Here is a 16,289-nt window from a genome sequence, read left to right as displayed (position 1 = left end):
GTTGCCGGACGTCGCAAAGATGTCGCCTGTGGTCGTCTGGCTCCCGTTCGAGAAGATCTCGGTCTTGGTCGGCCATTTGGTATCCAGCAAGGTGGCTGTGCCGCCCAGCCAGTATGCGCCTGTGTCGTAGTTGCCTTCCAGTTCGATGCCCTTCATGCGGGTCGTGCCGTCGACATTGACGAAGCTTCTGTATGTCCGGCTGCTGACTTCGGAAGTGTAGATGTCACCCATCACGATGAAATCCTCGATCTCGCGATAAAAGACTGCGGCTTTCACGCGAAGCGAGTCTCCTCCGGTCAGAACATCATCCAGGCTGATATTGGTGCCGATCTCATAGGTCTTCGCGGTCTCGGAGCGGAGATGTTCGTTCGGAGCGAAGGTAATGCCAACGTTGTCACCGGGCGTGCCGCCGGTGAGAAAGGCTTCGAGAATGGTCGGTGGGCGGTAGCTTTCGGAATAGCTGGCATAGGGCCGGAACCAGTCCACCGGCTTGAATTCTACGGTAGCCGATGGCAGCCAGGCACTGTCGATGCGGTCGATGTCGACTTCGTATTCCGGAAAGTCCTCAACCGGGGGATCTTGTGTCGCTGGTACGATGTCGCCGGCCACGTACCAAAGGCCATCGATCATTTCGCCGGCTGCGTTCAAGGCATTACATGTGCGGGTCCGCAGTACGTTGTTCACGGTGAGGCCGGTGGTTGGATTGATGCCTGTCGTGCAAACAGCCGTGCGAAACGTGTAGTTGGTAACATCGTAGATCTGGCCCCAGGCACCCCATGTGGTGACTGCCTGCGCAACACGGGCGGGATTGATCACTGTGGTTACCCGGCGATTGAAATAGCTCGTCGTCCCTTTCAATCGTGACCAGTCATAGCGGATCCCGGCAGAAACGCTAACCCAATCCGTCGGCTCCAAGGTGCCATTCAGGAAAATGCTCGCCATGTCGCGGCGGCCCGGAGGGCTGAACGCGGTATAGCTGCTGGCCCAGTCCGGATTGACTGCGATCGTTTCGCTATAGGCAGATGAGGTAGCGAGATCGCGAAACGCCTCGGCGCCGTAGTTCAGAGTGAGCGGTCCGGCGATGGTATCCAACTCGCTGGTATTCTCCAGCGAAACCCCGAAACTCTTCGTCCCCATGTCGATCGAGGTCTCGGGGGTGTCGTCCGATGTTTGCGGTGTGCCGTTCGTGCGCGCCTCGCGCACCTCGTTTGTCATGGAATCGTTGAGCCACAGCAGGCCTTTCATATCGATCAGGGTGGATTCCGGATCCCAGGCAAATTTGGCCGTTACGCTATCGTTGCGCGCGTCCTCATGGTTGAGGCTCTCGCCACCGGACGAGCCGTATAGAAAGGAATTGTCCTGGTGCATCCAGGACAGCGATGTCTGCACATCGCCGAAATCCCCTTCGAGCTTGAACAGCGAACCCCAGTTGTTGCGGCCGAGCATGTTCTTCATGTTAGTTTCGGTGGTTGCCGAATCGCCGTTTCGGCCGATCGCATATTCACCGAGATTGGAATTGCTGAAGCCGCCGGTTAGCGAGAATGGCGTGTCGCCAAGCCGGGTCGCACCGAGAACAGAGCCCTGAAAATAGTAGTTGTTCGTGCCGGTCGAGGTATTCGTCTCGACACCCCAGGTTCTGCCGTCGGCGATCAGGTCGTCCGCACCGACCGTCTGGAACTCGACCTTTCCGCCAAGCGAACCGGCACTGCCGGACGTCGCGGACGTTCTCTTTTCGACTTCGACGGCGCGAATGAATGCGCTGTCGACAAAGGCCTGCCCCGAATTGGAGATGTAGTTGCCACCACCGAAACCGGCGCCGCGCTGGGCATTCTGACGTGCGCCATCGATCGAGACGACGACACGCCCGGAATCCTGCAAGCCACGGATGTTCGGCGACACCGTCGGAAAACTTCCATTGCCTTCGCCGGCATAAACACCGGATATCCGGTTGAAGACATCACGGGTATTGCGAACGCCCGCCGCCTGTATCGCCTCGCGGCCGACCACGCTGAGACTGCTCGGTGTCTCGTAGACCCAGTCGGGTGTGCCCTGATAGCCGGAGCCGGTGGTGGCATTGCCACGGCCTCCGGCGACAGTGATTGTGTCGAGGACCGTGGATCCGTCGTCCGGGGTGACGGAGGCGTCGCTGCCACCTTGGCTGGCGCCAAGAACGACAGCCCGGTTGCCGGTAAACCGGAAAGGAATACCGGTTCCGGAAAGCATGGTCGCGAGAGCCGCCTGCGATGTCATGCGTCCCCGGACGGCATTGGCGGTGACATTTGTCGTGGCGCCCGAGGCCTGGCTCACCTGAATGCCGGACTGGCGGTTGAATGCGGCAAGCGCAGCTGCCAGCGGCTGGCCAGCAATATCAAAATTGCGCAGATCCGCTTGCTGCGACTGCTGGCCTGCGGCGGGAACGGCCGTTTGCGCCTGTCCCTGTCCGCAGAACATGACGGTGCCGAGGGCGACCGAACTTAAAAGAAACCCAATTTGCCCGGCACTACCCTTCCGGAAAGGATGTCGCCTGAGAGCTACTCGTTGTACCATTACCCACTGCCTCTTCTGCCAGGGCATACCGATCGAACCCGGTTTGCTGACAGAAAGACACATCGGTAAGCCGATATTTTCAGAAGGTATTCCGCTTTTTCGCTAAATCTTGATAATTATTATCATATTTTAATACCGACTGATCACGGTGACCGAATTGCCAAGGTTTCTAACCTTGCCGCCGAACGGATCGACCAGTGCTCCGAGTGCCAGTTTGGGTGCCGTTAAGTCGTATATGCCGGTCACTCTTTGTTCGCCAAGGGAGGGATCTGCAATCGTGATCCAGGCGGTGTCGTAGTGACTTATGATGTTGACCACGGATTCGATCGTCGCATTGCTCACGACCAGCCTTCCCTGACGCCATGCGCCGACGTCATCGGCGGCGATAAGGGTCTTGGTGGTGACGCCACTCCGCTGGTCGATCGATACGACATCGCCCGGAGCAAGTATGCTTTTGGATGCGTCCGACCGGGCGTTTCTGGCTATTGTCGAGACAGAGCCGCGGGCGACGGAAACGGTTGTCGCAGCCTCCGTGACATGAACATCGAAGGCTGTTCCAAGCACTTCAACTTCGGCACCGCCGGCGATGACCCTGAACTTGCGGTTCGGATCTTTCGAGATATCGAAGAAGGCCTCGCCGCGAAAAAGCGCGACCTGCCGGACGTTGCCGTGGAATTCGATGCGCAACGCACTGTCAGGCGCAAGCTGCACAGTGCTGCCATCCTCCAGCCGGATGGTCTGGATCTCCGCAGTCGTCGTCACGTGATCTGCGGACAATCGGATCATCAGGGAGGGGGCGGCAAAGAAGACAGCGAGTGCGCTGACGCACGCAATCGCCAGCGCCGTCGCAAGCCGGGGAACGAAAAATACGGGCAACCGCATTGCCTTCGGCTTGCTTGATACGGCAAGCGGACGATAGAACGGCTCTGCCTTTCCGGTGGCGCTCCACAGACGACAGAGATCGCTCCAAGCCTGCTCATGATCCGAAGAGGTCCGCCGCCAGGCCTCGAACGTAGCCCGCGTATCGGCGGATTGTGGGTTTTCCCGGATACGGATCAGCCATTCGCTGGCTTCCTCAAACAGGAGAGATCGGTTGTTGCGCGGTTCGGTGGTCATCTGGGCCGGCCTTGTCAGTCCTGGCGATTGTGCGATTTCAAATGCATTATCTGCATAAACACGCGAGCTGGGTAATTCTTTCAGAGAATTTGCATTGAGCGGTGTTTTATCCGTCATAAGACATCCCTTGTCTCGTCCCGGAGGCGACGCATGGCTGCGCTCAACAGGCGATGCGCGGTGGCAACAGAGATTGCCAGCCTTTCGGCGATCTCCTGCAGCGTCATTTTCTCGAAGCGATACATTTCCATGACCGCCCGTTCGCGATCCGGCAATCGCTCGATCGCCCGAGCCACGAGCTTTACCTGTTGCTGCAGAACGAGGTCCGCTTCCGGTGACGGGTGGCTTTGCGGCCACGCCCACCAGGGAATGTCGTCCGGCTCATCCTTCGTCTCCAGCTTGCGCCTGCGCCGTTTGTTGAAGGACAGATTGCGAACGATGCGAAACAGATAGGCTTTCGGCGGCGGCGGCCCCTCACTGACATCAGGCACAAATTTCAGGAACGCGTCCTGCACAATGTCCTCTGCATCATCGCGGGAGCCGGTAATCGGCGTGGCATAGTCAACCAAAGCCTTGCGTGCCTTCAGGTACATTTCATACCGGGCATCTTTTTTTACAGTGACCATAATCGGCTCAAGCAGCGTGATTGAAAAAAAAGGATGCGACACTTCAACCCGCGATCCAAGCAATGAGCTAAGTGATAGCACTGACTTGAATAAATATGAATAATAAACTCAAGTTATCGTAAGCCTCTGAGTGACACCCCATTTGGGCGGGCAACTGACGCTAAATCCAGCAGCGGCAGACTTAACCTTAGGGTGTCTGCGAAACTGGGAGCCATTCATTTCGCGCATTCCCAAATAGCTACTTGGTTGCAATATCGTGGCTTGCTTGGCGACCTCAAATCGCATGGTCAACGGCTTTGTGCCCATCAAGAGTAGTGTCTATGCCACTATAAGAAGCAATCTGCAGCCCGCGATCACGACATCCCGGGTCCGCTGCAGACCGGAGCGATGAGTTGGCCGCCAATATCTGATCAACGCGCCACTTGTTGTTTGACAATCAAAGCGACGATGGAAGCACTGTAGATCTGCTCCGCTGCGACAGGCCGCAGTCTGCTTGCCATTTCAGCTTTCAGCGCTTCATGGCGAGCGATTTCCTCGGGTGTCTTGTCCTTCTTCGCGCCGAGCGTCACGAATTCCTCCCTGACATGCCCGGGCTTTATCACCGCCTCCACGGTTTTGCCGCGATATGTGAAACGGAAGACATATGGGCCGGGATGGTCGTTGATCACATCCCTGCCACCAATCGATTTGTCGACGACAAGCCGCCCGTCAGTCATGGCGCGCGTCACCATCTCAAGCGCATCGCGGCCGCCGGGACCAGAGAATGCGGTCAGCACCGAAATTTCCCGCCTTTCCAATGGCGCATCGGACAGCAATGGAAACGCGGCCTGCATCGCTTTCAATCCATGCACTACGCCACCAGGAAATCCGCCGCCGTGATAGGCGTTGATGTCGTTAAAGGAGAAGGTAAGGTCCTTGCCGTTTTCACGGACGGTGATGGTCTCATACATTGAGATAAGCCTTTAGGTTCGGCACGAAGCGATCGAGAAACCGCGTTGTGGCCGGCATGAAATGTGATCCGTGATGGAACATCGGATCGAGCGAGGAAATAATCATCCGGCCGGGTGTCGAAACTGCGTCTTCGTAGAGGATGGCGCGGCCTTCGCCGTCGCAGGCAAGCACGGTCGCGCCTTCCGGTGGAACAAACCAGCCATGTAGGTGCCATGTCGCGACCTTGTCGCCGATGTCACGCATCAGCGGGTGCTCGGCTGCGGCATCCGTCACCTTGACCCCGAGATCGGCCGAGGGATCGAGCCACCACCACCAATTGGTCGGCGTGCCGGTGAATTTTATGGCGGGTAGCCAGAGATCCGATCGACTTTCGCCGAGCGCAACAACGGTTCCACCCGACTGCAGATGCCGCAGAATAGTTGTTTTCTGGGCAATCAAACGGTTTGCCGAAGTGCGGCACGGAACCCAGAGAACATCATCGGGACGCAGGATGTCGGCGAGTTGCTCAGGAGCGCAAATGACGTCGAAGATCTCGGTGTAGCGCGGCCCCTCGAGGCTGCGGATGTTGTAATAGGTGCCGGAGGAGGGCGCGACGATGCGCCGTCCGGTCCGGCTCGACATGCGCATGCCGCCATAGCTTTCGAGCGGCCGGAGCGGCAGATCGTCCGCAGGGCTTGCGGGAGCAACCGGCCACGGATTGAAGCAGGCGCCGCCATTGGTCCAGGCGATGATCCGACGGGTGAGTTCCGGCGCGAGCTTCCATTCAAGCCCCATCGAACCGAGGTCGTTGCCGGCATGGGAGAAGATGCGGCCACCTTTGGGCCGAGCCCAGACCCAGTCAACCGGCACATTGGCCGCTCCTAGCCCGTTGATCGCCACCGCGCCCTCAGGAAGCGGATTGCAGCCGCGTCCGTAGAAGCCGGCGACACCCTTGTTGGTCTCCAGCATCTTCAGGTCTATGCCTTCAAGAAGCGGATGCGGATTGATCGGAAAGAGATCGAAGTCGGCCCGCTTCGGATCGGCGATAGGGCGATACTGTGCCACGCCGTCGACCAGGGAGCGGACAAAGTGTCCATTGAAGAACCAACGTCCACCCGCATCGAGAAAGGCGGCGATCGCATCCTTCATCGCCAGCATGGCATTCTGGTCGAGCTGATTGTCGGTCACCAGCCCCTTATGGGTGCGCAGAATATCAGCCGTGAGCTCCGCCTGGGCAACGATTGTCACTTCGCCACGCGCCGCTGCTTCCTTCACGCTGTCGGATGGCTCGTCGAACGAGGATTTCAGATAGATCGTGGTCATGCCGCGACCCCTATGCCGGAGAAGGCCGGCAGGATGGCGCGACGCGGTTCACCGGTCGGGCCAGTCACCTCGACCCAGCGCATCGGCACACCGTAGAGTTCGGAGAGGAGGTCGGGTTGGATCATCTCGGCGACGGTGCCGTGCACCTCGTGTCCGCCCGGCATCATGAGAAGCACATCGTCGGAGGAGGCCAAGGCATGGTTCGGATCATGCGTGGTGAACAGGATCGCCTTGTCCCGGCGCAGCCTCAGAGTGTTCAGGAGTTCGAGCGTGCGTGACTGGTTGCCGAGGTCAAGCGCCGAGGTTGGCTCGTCGAAAATCAGGGTAGGTGAGCCAGTGGCGAGCGCGCGGGCAATCAAAATCATCTGCCGTTGCCCGCCGGACATCCGGTCGTAGCGCAGATCCGCCAGATGGTATGCACTCAATTCGACCAAGGCTGCCTCTGCCGAGGCGCGGTCATCCGCCGAAGGCTGGCCGAACAGGCCAAGCCTTGCTGCACGGCCCATGACGACAACCTCCAGTCCTGAGAGCTTCGCCTGCGAAGCGCCGTGCTGCGGCACATAGCCTGTGATCTTCGGTGCGGTTCGTGCACCTTTTGCCAGCGGCTGGAAGCCGAGCAAGGCACGCAACAGGGTGGTCTTGCCACGTCCATTGGGGCCGAGAACCGCCATTGTGCGACCGACGGGCACGTTGAATGTGATGCCGGAAAACAGCGTGCGGCTGCCGAAGGAAACGGATGCGTCGGTAAACCCGATCATGTGTGGTTCGTCTCCCTGAAATGGCGTCGCAGCAGCACGGCGAAGACCGGCGCGCCGACCAGCGCGGTCAACACGCCGAGCGGGATTTCAGCCGCCGTCAGCGTCCGGGCCATGGTGTCTATGAAGGTCAGATAAGCCGCGCCGAGAAGCGCCGAGGCCGGTATCAGTGCTCGGTGGTCGTCACTAACTAGGATGCGTGCAGCGTGCGGCACGACGAGGCCGATCCAGCCGACAATGCCGGCGACCGCGACCGAAGTACCGGTCATCAGCGAAATGGCGATGAAGATGTACCAGCGTTCCCGGTCCGGATTGATACCGAGGGAGCGGGCCTCCTGTTCCTCGAGCGCCAGCAGGTTGAGCCGGTAGCGCAACAGCCAGACGGAGAAGAGGCCAAGGCCCATGCCCGGCACGGCAAGCCACAGGCGTGGCCAAGTGGCGGTCGAGAATGAGCCCATCAGCCAATAGACGATGGCGGGCAGGGAGGTGTTGGGATCGGCGACGAACTGCACGACGGAGACGAGGGCCGCAAACAGCGCCCCGACAATCATGCCGGCCAAAATAACCGTGATAACCTCGGTGCGGCCATTGATGCGGGCCAGAAGCCCGACCAGGATCAGCGCCGACAGGCCGAGGATAAAGGCCATGCCGAGGAGGACAACGCCGGAATAGCCGAACAGGATGGCAAGCGCCCCGCCGAAGGCAGCACCCTGGCTGATGCCGAGCACTTGCGGCGAGACCAGCGGGTTGCGGAACACGCCCTGTAGTGCTGCGCCGCCGACGGCAAGGGCCGCGCCCGACAGCGCCGCCAGCAATACGCGCGGCAGACGCACGAGCAGCACGATGCGCTCGTCCATCTGGGTCGGCGCGGCATCCGGGTTGAGAAACGCCGCGAGCAGGATCTCACTGATCCGTGTCACGTCGACGGAAAAGCGCCCTGCGCCGATCGCAAACAGCATGCTGGCGACCAGCGCCAGCACCATGAGCCCGAACGTGCCGATCCGCAAACCGATCAGGCTCCGGCGCCCGCTGTCCATTGCCGCCATCGCCATCTTACTTCGCCTTGAACTGGGCGTAGCCGGTGGCGTCGCCTTGCATGCCGATCCACAGGATGCCGTCGATGTCCTCGTCGGTCAGGTCGTAGTTGTAGAGTGTCTTGTAGGCTTTTTTCATCTCGCCGCGCAGGTCGTACTGGAAGATGTCTGGATGCATGAGATTGGCCAACCACATCCAGGTCAGCGGGCTTTCCTGGTTCGGCGGATCCCAGCGATAGCCGCCGAGCGGCAACTTGTAGACGCGCTTTGCCTGGGCGGCCTTGGTCAGCGACAGGATCGGATCGTCATATACCCGCTCAAGTCCGAGCTTGGCCTCGAAGCTGTTGAGCAGGATGACGTCCGGGTTCCACTCGGCAATCTGCTCGGGGCTGATCGTGGTGCCCTGGCCCTGCACGTCGGCGGAGGCGGAGGTCGCGCCGACCAGATTGATATAGAAGGCGTTGTAGTTGCCCTTGTCGCCGGAAGCCGTCAGTGCTTCGAGCGCACGGCCAAGATAGAGGACTTTCGGCTTCTTCTCGGCCGGAATGTCCTTCGACCTGGCCGCCATGTCTGCGGCCACCTGGTCGCGCCAGCCGTTGATCATCGCGGCGCGCTCGGGCTTGCCCATCGCGGTCGCAACCATGGCCTGATATTGCTTGGCCTTTTCTTCGGTGCCGTAGGAGATCAACAGCGCTGTCAGGCCGGCATTGACGATCGGGTCGACGAGGTCCGGACCGCGATCGGCCCACTGGATGACCAATTCTGGATTGGTTGCCGCCAGTTCCTCGACGTTTGGAATGAAGTTCGGCGCAGTTATGTCCGAAGGAATGTCTTTGGCTTCCGGAAAGATCTTGCCCAGCACGCCTTCGATGATCGCCGATTTGGCGGTCGGGTTCATGCCGACCAGTTTCGATGTTCCACCGTCCATCGCGATGATGGTCGAGGCCATCGGGATCGGGATCGAGGCGATCCGCTCGGCAGGTTTTGCAAGCGTGACAATGCGGCCTTCATGGTCGGTGATGGTGATTGGGTCGGCGCGCGCCGGGATCGGTTGGAGGATGGCGAGGGCTATTCCCGCGATGGCAATGGGAAATCGGATGGTCATCGAATGTCTCCAAAAAGTGGATTGACTTGTGTGAGAGGACGGATGGCGCATTAGCGGGTCGTCGTCATGAAGCGTTGTGGGCGGTGGCAGTCGCACATGACCCAGGACAGATTGGGATAAGACTGTCTTTCCGGCCTCGGGGGCTTGCCTCTAGCGGCAATGATGCCATTGCAGATGTCGCGCAGCAGGCAGGGGCCGTGCTGCCCATGATCTGGATAACGGACGATGCTGTCGCCGTTGTGCATGAACAGGTAGCCACCCTTGTCGTCGGAGGTCGGGTATTTCCACAGCCAGTCCGCAGGTTTGGGGTCGTCGGCGGGGCCGATGTCGGTCAGCCAGATGGCGCCCTCCGGCATGTCCGTCCAGCCGCGCGCGTATTGGCCGAAAATGCCCTGCCAGCCGTCGAATTCGTCGCTCACATTCGAGAAGAAGCCGAGCGGGTCCTGTCGGACGCGTACTTTCAGGTTGGTGAAAGGGCGTGGTGCAACCGTGCGGAACGTCGACATGAATGGCAGCCATGGAATGGCCGGCTGGCTAGACAGGATGAGATGCCCGCCGCGCTCCAGAAAGGCGAGAAAATCGGCGGCCCTGCCGCGCAGGAAGATCTCGTCCGTGTTGTTGGGTATGTAGATGAAATCGGATGCCCGCAATACGGTCTCATCGAGATCGTAGAGCCCATGGTAACGAAGGGTGATGCCGGTTCCCTCGAAGGTTTCGGCCAGTCCCGGCGGTTCCCAATCCCACGTGCTGTCAAGCGCGCGCAGATAGGTGAGGCTAAAAGTCTTTTTTCCCGGTCGATCCCGAGTTCGCGATTGAGCCATGGATAGAATGCTTCGAGGAACCGCGTGGTGGCAGGCATGAAGCGCTCGCCGTTGTGGCCGTGCGGATCGAGCGTTGTCACCATCAGGCGGCCGCCGCCTTGGAGATTTCGGAAGTCCATGAAGAGGCTGAGGCTGTCGTCGTCAAGGGTCAGGATGTGCGCGGCGTCGGGATGTTTCTCCAGTGCTCCCATCCAGTGCCAGCTCATGTCCGCAAGTGAAATGGCGTCGCAGATCGGATGCCGAGGCTCCGGCTGCCGGACCTCGAGATAGGGATTGGGGCGTGTCCACCAGAGCCAATCTCGCGCGTTGACCGGCTGCCATTTGAGATCGACCACGTCGATGATGTTCTCGATGTCACGGATCGAAAAAGCGATGAGAAAGCCGCCATTGCGGACATAGTCGTTCAATTGACGGGCGTGCGCTCTCAATTCGATGCAATCCATGACATCCGGGATGATGATGGCGGCATAGGCGCCCAGATCATGCCGATCCAGTTCGCGAAGATAGAGCACGTCGTCGAGCAGATGGGCAAAGTCTTGGAAGCTGCGCACCTGCGCGGCGTTGCCCCATGTCACATAGCCTATCCTACCCATGCCCTATCCAATTTTTACCTTGCCATAGGTGGCAGATATCTAAACTTGACATAAATAGTCAATATATCATATCAGGTCCGCGACTGACAATGCGGGGCAAAGATCATGAAGACTGTTGTTTTTACCGGCCTTGCGGCAATGCTGGCGGTTTCGGTCGCTCACGCCGCTGACAAACCAATCAGCTTCGAAGATCACCGCGGGCAGAAGATCGAGTTGGCAGCGCCGCCCGAGCGGATTGCGACGATCATCCGGGCAGCGCCGTTCATCTATTACTCGGCCGATCGCACGACCGATCACATGGTGGCGGTGAACGCGGATTCGATTGCCCGCATGAAGAACTTCGTCTATGCGGACCTCATTCCCGAATTGCTCGAGCTCGACGGTGCGGCTGCCCGCGACGGCTTCGCCCCGAATGTCGAGGCGATCCTGGCAACAAATCCGCAGCTGGTGATCCAGGCCATGCACAACCCGGACCTGATCGAGCCACTGGAGCGCGTCGGCCTGAAGGTTGCCGCCTGGGGATGCTGCTCGGAACAGCAGCGCCTTGACTACATCACCATGAGCGGCATCATCTCCGGTCATCCGGAACGGGCAGAAGCGACGCTCAAGCTCCACTATGATTCCAACGCGGCGATGAAGGCGAAGTTCGGTGAACTGGCGGACGACAAGAAAGTCAGCCTCGTCTATATCGAGAAGCTCGGCGACCAGATCCAGGTCGTTGCCAATCCCTCGCAGGATTTTTCCCTGAGCGGCATCAAGAACCTGGCGGCGGACGATAGCGGCGAATGGTGGAAGAATGTCGACGTGGAGCAACTCTTCACCTGGAACCCGGACATGATCATCATTCCGGCCCAGGCCGTGACGCTCAACCCGTCCGATTTCTATGCGCATCCCTTGCTCTCCGGTATGGACGCGGTGAAGAACAAGCGCGTCTATAAGGTGCCGAAGTTCAACGCCTCGCCAGATTCCCCGGAACTGTTCCTGTCGGCCGTATGGCTCGCGATGGTTGCTCATCCGGAAATGGGGCCGATCGACCAAGACTTCCGCAAGACTGTTCGCGATGCCTACGTGACGATCTACGGTCGCGAACCGGACGACGCCCTCGTCAACCGTATTCTTGAGCTGGAGGCAAACATCCAGGCTCCCGGATACGCAGCCCTGTTCAAGTAATGTCGATGGTCTCGACCAGCGAGACAATTTCACGCCAGCACGGCAGGAGCGCAACGCCTGCCGTACTGGTGCTGTTTGCAGTGCTCGTCTGCATCATCCTCGTTTCGATCACCATCGGGCGCTATGACCTCGATGTGCTTAAGGTCATCCGCATCCTTGCCGACAATCTGATGCCGGCGAGAAACTCCGACTGGACGGTGTTGGAGGAGCAGGTCGTGGAACTCGTGCGCCTGCCTCGGATCCTGGCTGCAGTGCTGGTTGGTGCCGGGCTTGCGGCGTCGGGTGCCGCCTTGCAGGGCCTGTTTCGCAACCCACTGGTCGATCCGAACATCATAGGGGTCACGAGTGGCGCCGGCTTTGGCGGTACGCTGGCCATCCTGTCTGGAATTTTTGGTTACGGCCTTCTTGCGATTGCGTTCCTCTTCGGGCTGGCAAGCGTGATGATCGTCAAAGTGCTGGCAAGTTCCCGCGGAAGGACGTCCATCCTGGCACTCGTGCTGGCTGGGGTGATCATTTCCGCCTTCTTCGGCTCGGCAATATCGATCGTGAAATTGCTGGCCGATCCCCACCAGAAACTGCCGGCTATTACCTATTGGCTGATGGGCAGCCTGGCATCGACAAACTATGAAGACCTGTTGCTGATGGCGGTCGTGATGGTTCCGGCATTGGCCGTGATCTACCTCATGCGGTTCCAGATCAACATCATCTCGCTTGGTGAGGAGAAGGCGCGGGCGCTTGGATCGCCGGTCGCGACGGTTCAGTGGGCAGTCCTGGGTGCAACCGCCGTCATCTCCGCCGGCGTTGTCGCCTGCTGCGGGATTATCGGCTGGGTCGGCCTCGTCATCCCACATGTGGCGCGCGCCATTTCCGGGCCCGACCATGGCCGCTTGCTGCCGGTCTCCATCCTGCTCGGGGCGATCTACATGCTGCTGGTCGACAATATCGCGCGAACGGTGACCACGGCTGAAATCCCGGTCGGCATCATCACGTCGCTGATCGGCGTTCCGGTGTTTGCCGTGCTCCTGCGACGCATGCAGAGCAGGGGAGGATGGAAGAGTGATTGAAGTGCGCGATCTGTTGGTGGAACGCGGCGGCCGGCCGATCCTCGAAGGATACGACCTTGCCATTGCCAACGGCAGCGTTGTGGCAATCCTTGGCGCCAATGGTATCGGCAAGACCAGCCTGATCAATACGATTGCGGGCCTGCTGAAACCGAGCCGGGGTGAAGTGCATTGCCGTGCCCGTATCGGCTATGTGCCGCAGCTTTTCGACGTCGCTTTTGACTACTCCGTCACCGACATCGTCCTGATGGGACGGGCCCGTCAGGTTGGTCTGTTCGGAACGCCTCAGCGCCGGGATTACGACGCCGTGCACAGCCAACTCTCCACGCTCGGCATCAATCATCTGGCAGAGCGCTCCTTCAATGCGCTGAGCGGCGGTCAGAGGCAACTTGTCATCATCGCCCAGGCGCTTGTCTCGGAATGCCAGGTGTTGATTCTCGACGAGCCCTGTTCGGCCCTTGACTATCACAATCAGGCAGTGGTCATTTCCGTGCTGGATCGGTTGTCGCGCGAACATGGCATGACAGTGCTGTTCACCACCCATTCTCCGCAACATGCGCTGGAAATCGCAAGCGACGTCTTGCTGATGTACGACAGCAATGCCTTCGACTTCGGTCCGACAGCTCGCACTCTGTCGGAGGAGAACCTGGCGCGGCTGTATGGCGTTGAAGTGCGCAAGGCCGTCTTCGACGACGATAAAAGTTTCACCTACGCTCCCGTATTTCGGAGCCGTTAGAATCTGGCTTTTCACCTGCTGCCTGGCTTGGGAGCGGCGGTGCAAAATTGGTCCACGGTAGCGGCAGGATCGTCCCGTTTCGGACGGCGTAAATGCCGGCCACCGATTACCTTTCCGCGACGAATGCAGAAGGATGCGGGGCGGACCGGAGGAGAGGTCGGCCCACCCCCAAGTGGCTCAAGCGGCGGCGCGCGTGAGTTTCACACCTGGAAAGTCTACCGGCACGTCTAGGGCGACATTCAGGTAGTTGGTGAACAGGTTGAGAGCGATGTGTGCGACGATCTCGACGATATCCTCGTCGTCGAAACCAGCCGATCGCAAGGCATCAACATCGGACGTTTCGATTCCTGCACGCTTGTCCACGACTGCAATCGCGAAGGTGAGATCGGCGGCGGTTCGAGGATCGGTCGAGCGGCCAGCCTGGGCGTCGGCCATCACCTGGCCAGTCGCACCTGCCTTGCGGCCAAGACCCGTATGGGCGGCCAGGGAATAGTTGCAATTGTTGCGATCGGCGATGGCAACGGCAATCTGTTCACCCAGCTTGGCGCCGAGGCGGCCGTTGCCGAGCGCGCCGAATGCGCCCCACAGGCTGGTCAAGGCTGCGGGCGAATTGGCCGCCGCCTTGAACATGTTCGGGACCATGCCGAAGGCGGACTTGATCTGGGCCAGCTGTTGCGATGTCTCGCCTGTTGCGATGTCTCGCCTGTTGCATTGATCGGTTCGATAAGTGTAATTCTGGAAATGTTCTTTCTCTCTATTAGCCTGGAGGGGGGAATATGCGGGTTCGTCGATGGCTGTCGGCGGACCCGCGAAATTCAAGTCACTTCGAAGGCATGACCTTGCCGGGAAGGCTGAGGTCGCCGGAAGCGACTTTGAAGACGTTGCTGACGCACAGAAGCGGTGCGTGCAGATTGCCGTTGACCTTGAGGCCGGCAGTCACCCCGTCATAGGATGCGCCATTGATGCCACCGATCAGCGACAGCGGGATCGTGACGTCCACGGCATCACCCTTGAACGTTATCGGGTATTCCGGACTGTCGATCAGCAGAGGCACGCCTGGCCAAGTGTCAGGAACCTTCGGCTTTGTGCCTTCGGGGATGTCGATGACCTTCAGGCCGCCGCCACAGGCCTTGTCTTCGGCCAGAACCACCCAGTGGGGGTGCCAGATGTCGCGATTCTTGCCGCCCTTGGCGGCGTCGTCGAAATCGGGATGGAAGGTGACGGCGAGTGCGACGATGCCCTGATCCTTGTCGAAGCCTATCTCGCCGCTGTTGAGCGATGTCGGCCAGACATAGGCGTAGACATCGGATCCCTCGAATTTGCCGGTTGCCGCGGGCTTCTCAGAGCCAGCCTCTCCGCGGACGCGGGTTGTGAAGACGGCGGAGTCTCCTTCGGTGACGATTGTCGTCTCGATGATGTCGAATGATGCATGCACTGCATCGGTCGGGTCGGCCTTTATCGAATGCGCGCTGGCGGCTGTCAGCCATAGCGATGCCGTTCCGGCGAGAAGCGCGCCGGCTACAAGTATCCTGGACATTTCCATATTCTCCTCTTGTCTCCATAGCCTGGAGGGGTTGCAAAACTATCCCTGTTGAAACACGTCCCAGGTGGCTGCCCGTGACGCAGGGTCGGCGGTCTCGTGTTCTCGACAGTCGATGCGGATATCCCGTTGTCCGAATGCCGCGTTGACGAAATTGCAGTGATGCGGCTGTGCCACATCGGAATGGGAAAACGGCGCAAAGTACCGACAGCTGGCGCACATACGCTGGATTGGGATCGCATCGATTTCTTGCAGATGTCTGATCATCTTGACCAGTGTGATCAGCAGGTCTTCCTGTTCATGGTCGGCCAAGGCGTCGACCGACTGTTCGGCGACGCTTTGTGAGGATCTAACAGCCTCAAGCACCGAAAGTCCCTCGGGCGCAATGCCGACATTGACGCCGCGCTTGTCTGTTCCCGCACTACGCTTCGCCACGAAACCCTTGCGTTCAAGTGCTGTGATCGAGTCGGTAGCTGTCGGCTGGGAGACACCCAGGTTGGCGGCGATCTCCTTTACGCTCAATCCGTCCTCTCTCCCTTCCAGCAATTCGAGAATGGCGAGCTGTGTCGGGTTCAGGCCGCTGGTCTTGGCGCGGTTCCAGTCGTCCGTCCGCATGGCCATGGCGACCCGCGAAAGTCCTTCGCGAATACGCTGGTTGACGGGCGTTGGGTTCTTCGGCGTTTCCATGAAACGAATATATATAGGACTCCTATATGATGCAAGAGGTGATGGAAGATTTCATTTGGTCGGGGGCGCGCCGATGCCAGTGTCCGATATCGGCCCGTGCGGCTGTTCGGCATTGTGTGAATGCGTCGCCCTTTCGGCGGTCGCCGGGCCTGTGAACCCTTCTGCTCCGTAGAAGGCGAGATGCAGACCCCAATACGCTGTCGCGAACACCACCAGCGCACTCGCGATTCCCCCGGGTATCGCGGGAA

The 16,289-nt window shown here is 59.6% G+C and carries 16 protein-coding genes and 1 pseudogene; 3 read left to right on the top strand and 14 right to left on the bottom strand.

Translation table 11 applies throughout. The features are described from left to right. From PDO_RS00470 to PDO_RS27660, 10 genes are all read right to left on the bottom strand, one after another. Nucleotides 1-2,451 (bottom strand): TonB-dependent receptor (locus PDO_RS00470; RefSeq protein ID WP_052023356.1); only part of this gene is annotated, 2,451 nt, incomplete at its 3' end. A 225-nt stretch (nucleotides 2,452-2,676) separates the two neighbouring features. Then, nucleotides 2,677-3,663, bottom strand: coding sequence for a FecR family protein (locus PDO_RS00465; protein WP_037072086.1), 987 nt, complete (start codon nucleotides 3,661-3,663; stop codon nucleotides 2,677-2,679). Nucleotides 3,664-3,776: 113 nt separating this feature from the next. Further along, nucleotides 3,777-4,349 carry an RNA polymerase sigma factor gene (locus PDO_RS00460; protein WP_244426316.1) on the bottom strand — a complete coding sequence of 191 codons (573 nt, stop codon included), beginning with the start codon at nucleotides 4,347-4,349 and terminating at the stop codon, nucleotides 3,777-3,779. 347 nt (nucleotides 4,350-4,696) lie between these two features. After that, nucleotides 4,697-5,236: a hypothetical protein gene (locus PDO_RS00455; protein WP_007596441.1), complete on the bottom strand. Its 540-nt coding sequence runs from the start codon at nucleotides 5,234-5,236 to the stop codon at nucleotides 4,697-4,699. Continuing rightward, on the bottom strand, nucleotides 5,229-6,539 hold the full coding sequence (locus tag PDO_RS28860) for a hypothetical protein (RefSeq protein WP_007596440.1): 1,311 nt from the start codon (nucleotides 6,537-6,539) through the stop codon (nucleotides 5,229-5,231). The genes PDO_RS00455 and PDO_RS28860 overlap by 8 nt, the downstream gene beginning before the upstream one ends. After that, nucleotides 6,536-7,297, bottom strand: a complete 762-nt coding sequence (locus PDO_RS00445; RefSeq protein ID WP_007596437.1) for an ABC transporter ATP-binding protein — start codon at nucleotides 7,295-7,297, stop codon at nucleotides 6,536-6,538. The genes PDO_RS28860 and PDO_RS00445 overlap by 4 nt, the downstream gene beginning before the upstream one ends. After that, nucleotides 7,294-8,346, bottom strand: a complete 1,053-nt coding sequence (locus PDO_RS00440; protein ID WP_007596436.1) for a FecCD family ABC transporter permease — start codon at nucleotides 8,344-8,346, stop codon at nucleotides 7,294-7,296. Before PDO_RS00440 ends, PDO_RS00445 begins: the two co-directional genes overlap by 4 nt. 1 nt (nucleotide 8,347) lies before the next feature. Continuing rightward, nucleotides 8,348-9,433 carry an ABC transporter substrate-binding protein gene (locus PDO_RS00435; RefSeq protein ID WP_007596435.1) on the bottom strand — a complete coding sequence of 362 codons (1,086 nt, stop codon included), beginning with the start codon at nucleotides 9,431-9,433 and terminating at the stop codon, nucleotides 8,348-8,350. Nucleotides 9,434-9,483: 50 nt separating this feature from the next. Beyond that, nucleotides 9,484-9,939, bottom strand: coding sequence for a hypothetical protein (locus PDO_RS27665; RefSeq protein WP_141649770.1), 456 nt, complete (start codon nucleotides 9,937-9,939; stop codon nucleotides 9,484-9,486). Beyond that, nucleotides 9,894-10,829 carry a hypothetical protein gene (locus PDO_RS27660; RefSeq protein WP_141649769.1) on the bottom strand — a complete coding sequence of 312 codons (936 nt, stop codon included), beginning with the start codon at nucleotides 10,827-10,829 and terminating at the stop codon, nucleotides 9,894-9,896. Before PDO_RS27660 ends, PDO_RS27665 begins: the two co-directional genes overlap by 46 nt. 123 nt (nucleotides 10,830-10,952) lie before the next feature. Between PDO_RS27660 and PDO_RS00425 the strand changes: the two genes are divergently transcribed. The 3 genes from PDO_RS00425 to PDO_RS00415 are packed head-to-tail and all read left to right on the top strand — an operon-like array spanning nucleotide 10,953 to nucleotide 13,814. Continuing rightward, nucleotides 10,953-12,017, top strand: a complete 1,065-nt coding sequence (locus PDO_RS00425; RefSeq protein WP_007596426.1) for an ABC transporter substrate-binding protein — start codon at nucleotides 10,953-10,955, stop codon at nucleotides 12,015-12,017. A 5-nt stretch (nucleotides 12,018-12,022) separates the two neighbouring features. Continuing rightward, nucleotides 12,023-13,081 (top strand): FecCD family ABC transporter permease, encoded by a 1,059-nt coding sequence (locus tag PDO_RS00420; protein ID WP_141649768.1) that lies wholly within the window; start codon nucleotides 12,023-12,025, stop codon nucleotides 13,079-13,081. Further along, nucleotides 13,074-13,814, top strand: coding sequence for an ABC transporter ATP-binding protein (locus PDO_RS00415; protein WP_007596422.1), 741 nt, complete (start codon nucleotides 13,074-13,076; stop codon nucleotides 13,812-13,814). The genes PDO_RS00420 and PDO_RS00415 overlap by 8 nt, the downstream gene beginning before the upstream one ends. A gap of 177 nt (nucleotides 13,815-13,991) precedes the next feature. Here PDO_RS00415 and PDO_RS00410 read toward each other — a convergent pair whose 3' ends face one another. The 4 genes and pseudogenes from PDO_RS00410 to PDO_RS28700 form a co-directional block, all read right to left on the bottom strand. Next, entirely contained in the window at nucleotides 13,992-14,444 is a 453-nt protein-coding gene (locus tag PDO_RS00410) for a carboxymuconolactone decarboxylase family protein (protein WP_244426315.1), read from the bottom strand. 190 nt (nucleotides 14,445-14,634) lie between these two features. Further along, nucleotides 14,635-15,351, bottom strand: a complete 717-nt coding sequence (locus PDO_RS00405) for a hypothetical protein (protein ID WP_007596418.1) — start codon at nucleotides 15,349-15,351, stop codon at nucleotides 14,635-14,637. Nucleotides 15,352-15,396: 45 nt separating this feature from the next. Continuing rightward, on the bottom strand, nucleotides 15,397-16,041 hold the full coding sequence (locus tag PDO_RS00400) for a MarR family winged helix-turn-helix transcriptional regulator (RefSeq protein ID WP_007596416.1): 645 nt from the start codon (nucleotides 16,039-16,041) through the stop codon (nucleotides 15,397-15,399). A 51-nt stretch (nucleotides 16,042-16,092) separates the two neighbouring features. Then, nucleotides 16,093-16,289 (bottom strand): annotated as a pseudogene (locus tag PDO_RS28700) (hypothetical protein); the annotation flags it as partial.

Origin of the sequence: Rhizobium sp. PDO1-076 (genome assembly GCF_000247475.1) — a bacterium.
Taxonomy (GTDB): Bacteria; Pseudomonadota; Alphaproteobacteria; order Rhizobiales; family Rhizobiaceae; genus Allorhizobium.
Note: the sequence above shows the minus strand (reverse complement) of the source record. Positions and strands in the feature narration are given on the sequence as shown.

Excerpts from the sequence above, each read along its gene's own strand:
- PDO_RS00425 (WP_007596426.1), top strand. The coding sequence starts at position 10,953 with ATGAAGACTGTTGTTTTTACCGGCCTTGCGGCAATGCTGGCGGTTTCG.
- PDO_RS00405 (WP_007596418.1), bottom strand. The coding sequence starts at position 15,351 with ATGTCCAGGATACTTGTAGCCGGCGCGCTTCTCGCCGGAACGGCATCG.
- PDO_RS00445 (WP_007596437.1), bottom strand. The coding sequence starts at position 7,297 with ATGATCGGGTTTACCGACGCATCCGTTTCCTTCGGCAGCCGCACGCTG.
- PDO_RS00420 (WP_141649768.1), top strand. The coding sequence starts at position 12,023 with ATGGTCTCGACCAGCGAGACAATTTCACGCCAGCACGGCAGGAGCGCA.
- PDO_RS00465 (WP_037072086.1), bottom strand. The coding sequence starts at position 3,663 with ATGACCACCGAACCGCGCAACAACCGATCTCTCCTGTTTGAGGAAGCC.
- PDO_RS00435 (WP_007596435.1), bottom strand. The coding sequence starts at position 9,433 with ATGACCATCCGATTTCCCATTGCCATCGCGGGAATAGCCCTCGCCATC.
- PDO_RS00455 (WP_007596441.1), bottom strand. The coding sequence starts at position 5,236 with ATGTATGAGACCATCACCGTCCGTGAAAACGGCAAGGACCTTACCTTC.
- PDO_RS28860 (WP_007596440.1), bottom strand. The coding sequence starts at position 6,539 with ATGACCACGATCTATCTGAAATCCTCGTTCGACGAGCCATCCGACAGC.
- PDO_RS00400 (WP_007596416.1), bottom strand. The coding sequence starts at position 16,041 with ATGGAAACGCCGAAGAACCCAACGCCCGTCAACCAGCGTATTCGCGAA.
- PDO_RS00410 (WP_244426315.1), bottom strand. The coding sequence starts at position 14,444 with ATGTTCAAGGCGGCGGCCAATTCGCCCGCAGCCTTGACCAGCCTGTGG.
- PDO_RS00440 (WP_007596436.1), bottom strand. The coding sequence starts at position 8,346 with ATGGCGATGGCGGCAATGGACAGCGGGCGCCGGAGCCTGATCGGTTTG.
- PDO_RS27665 (WP_141649770.1), bottom strand. The coding sequence starts at position 9,939 with ATGTCGACGTTCCGCACGGTTGCACCACGCCCTTTCACCAACCTGAAA.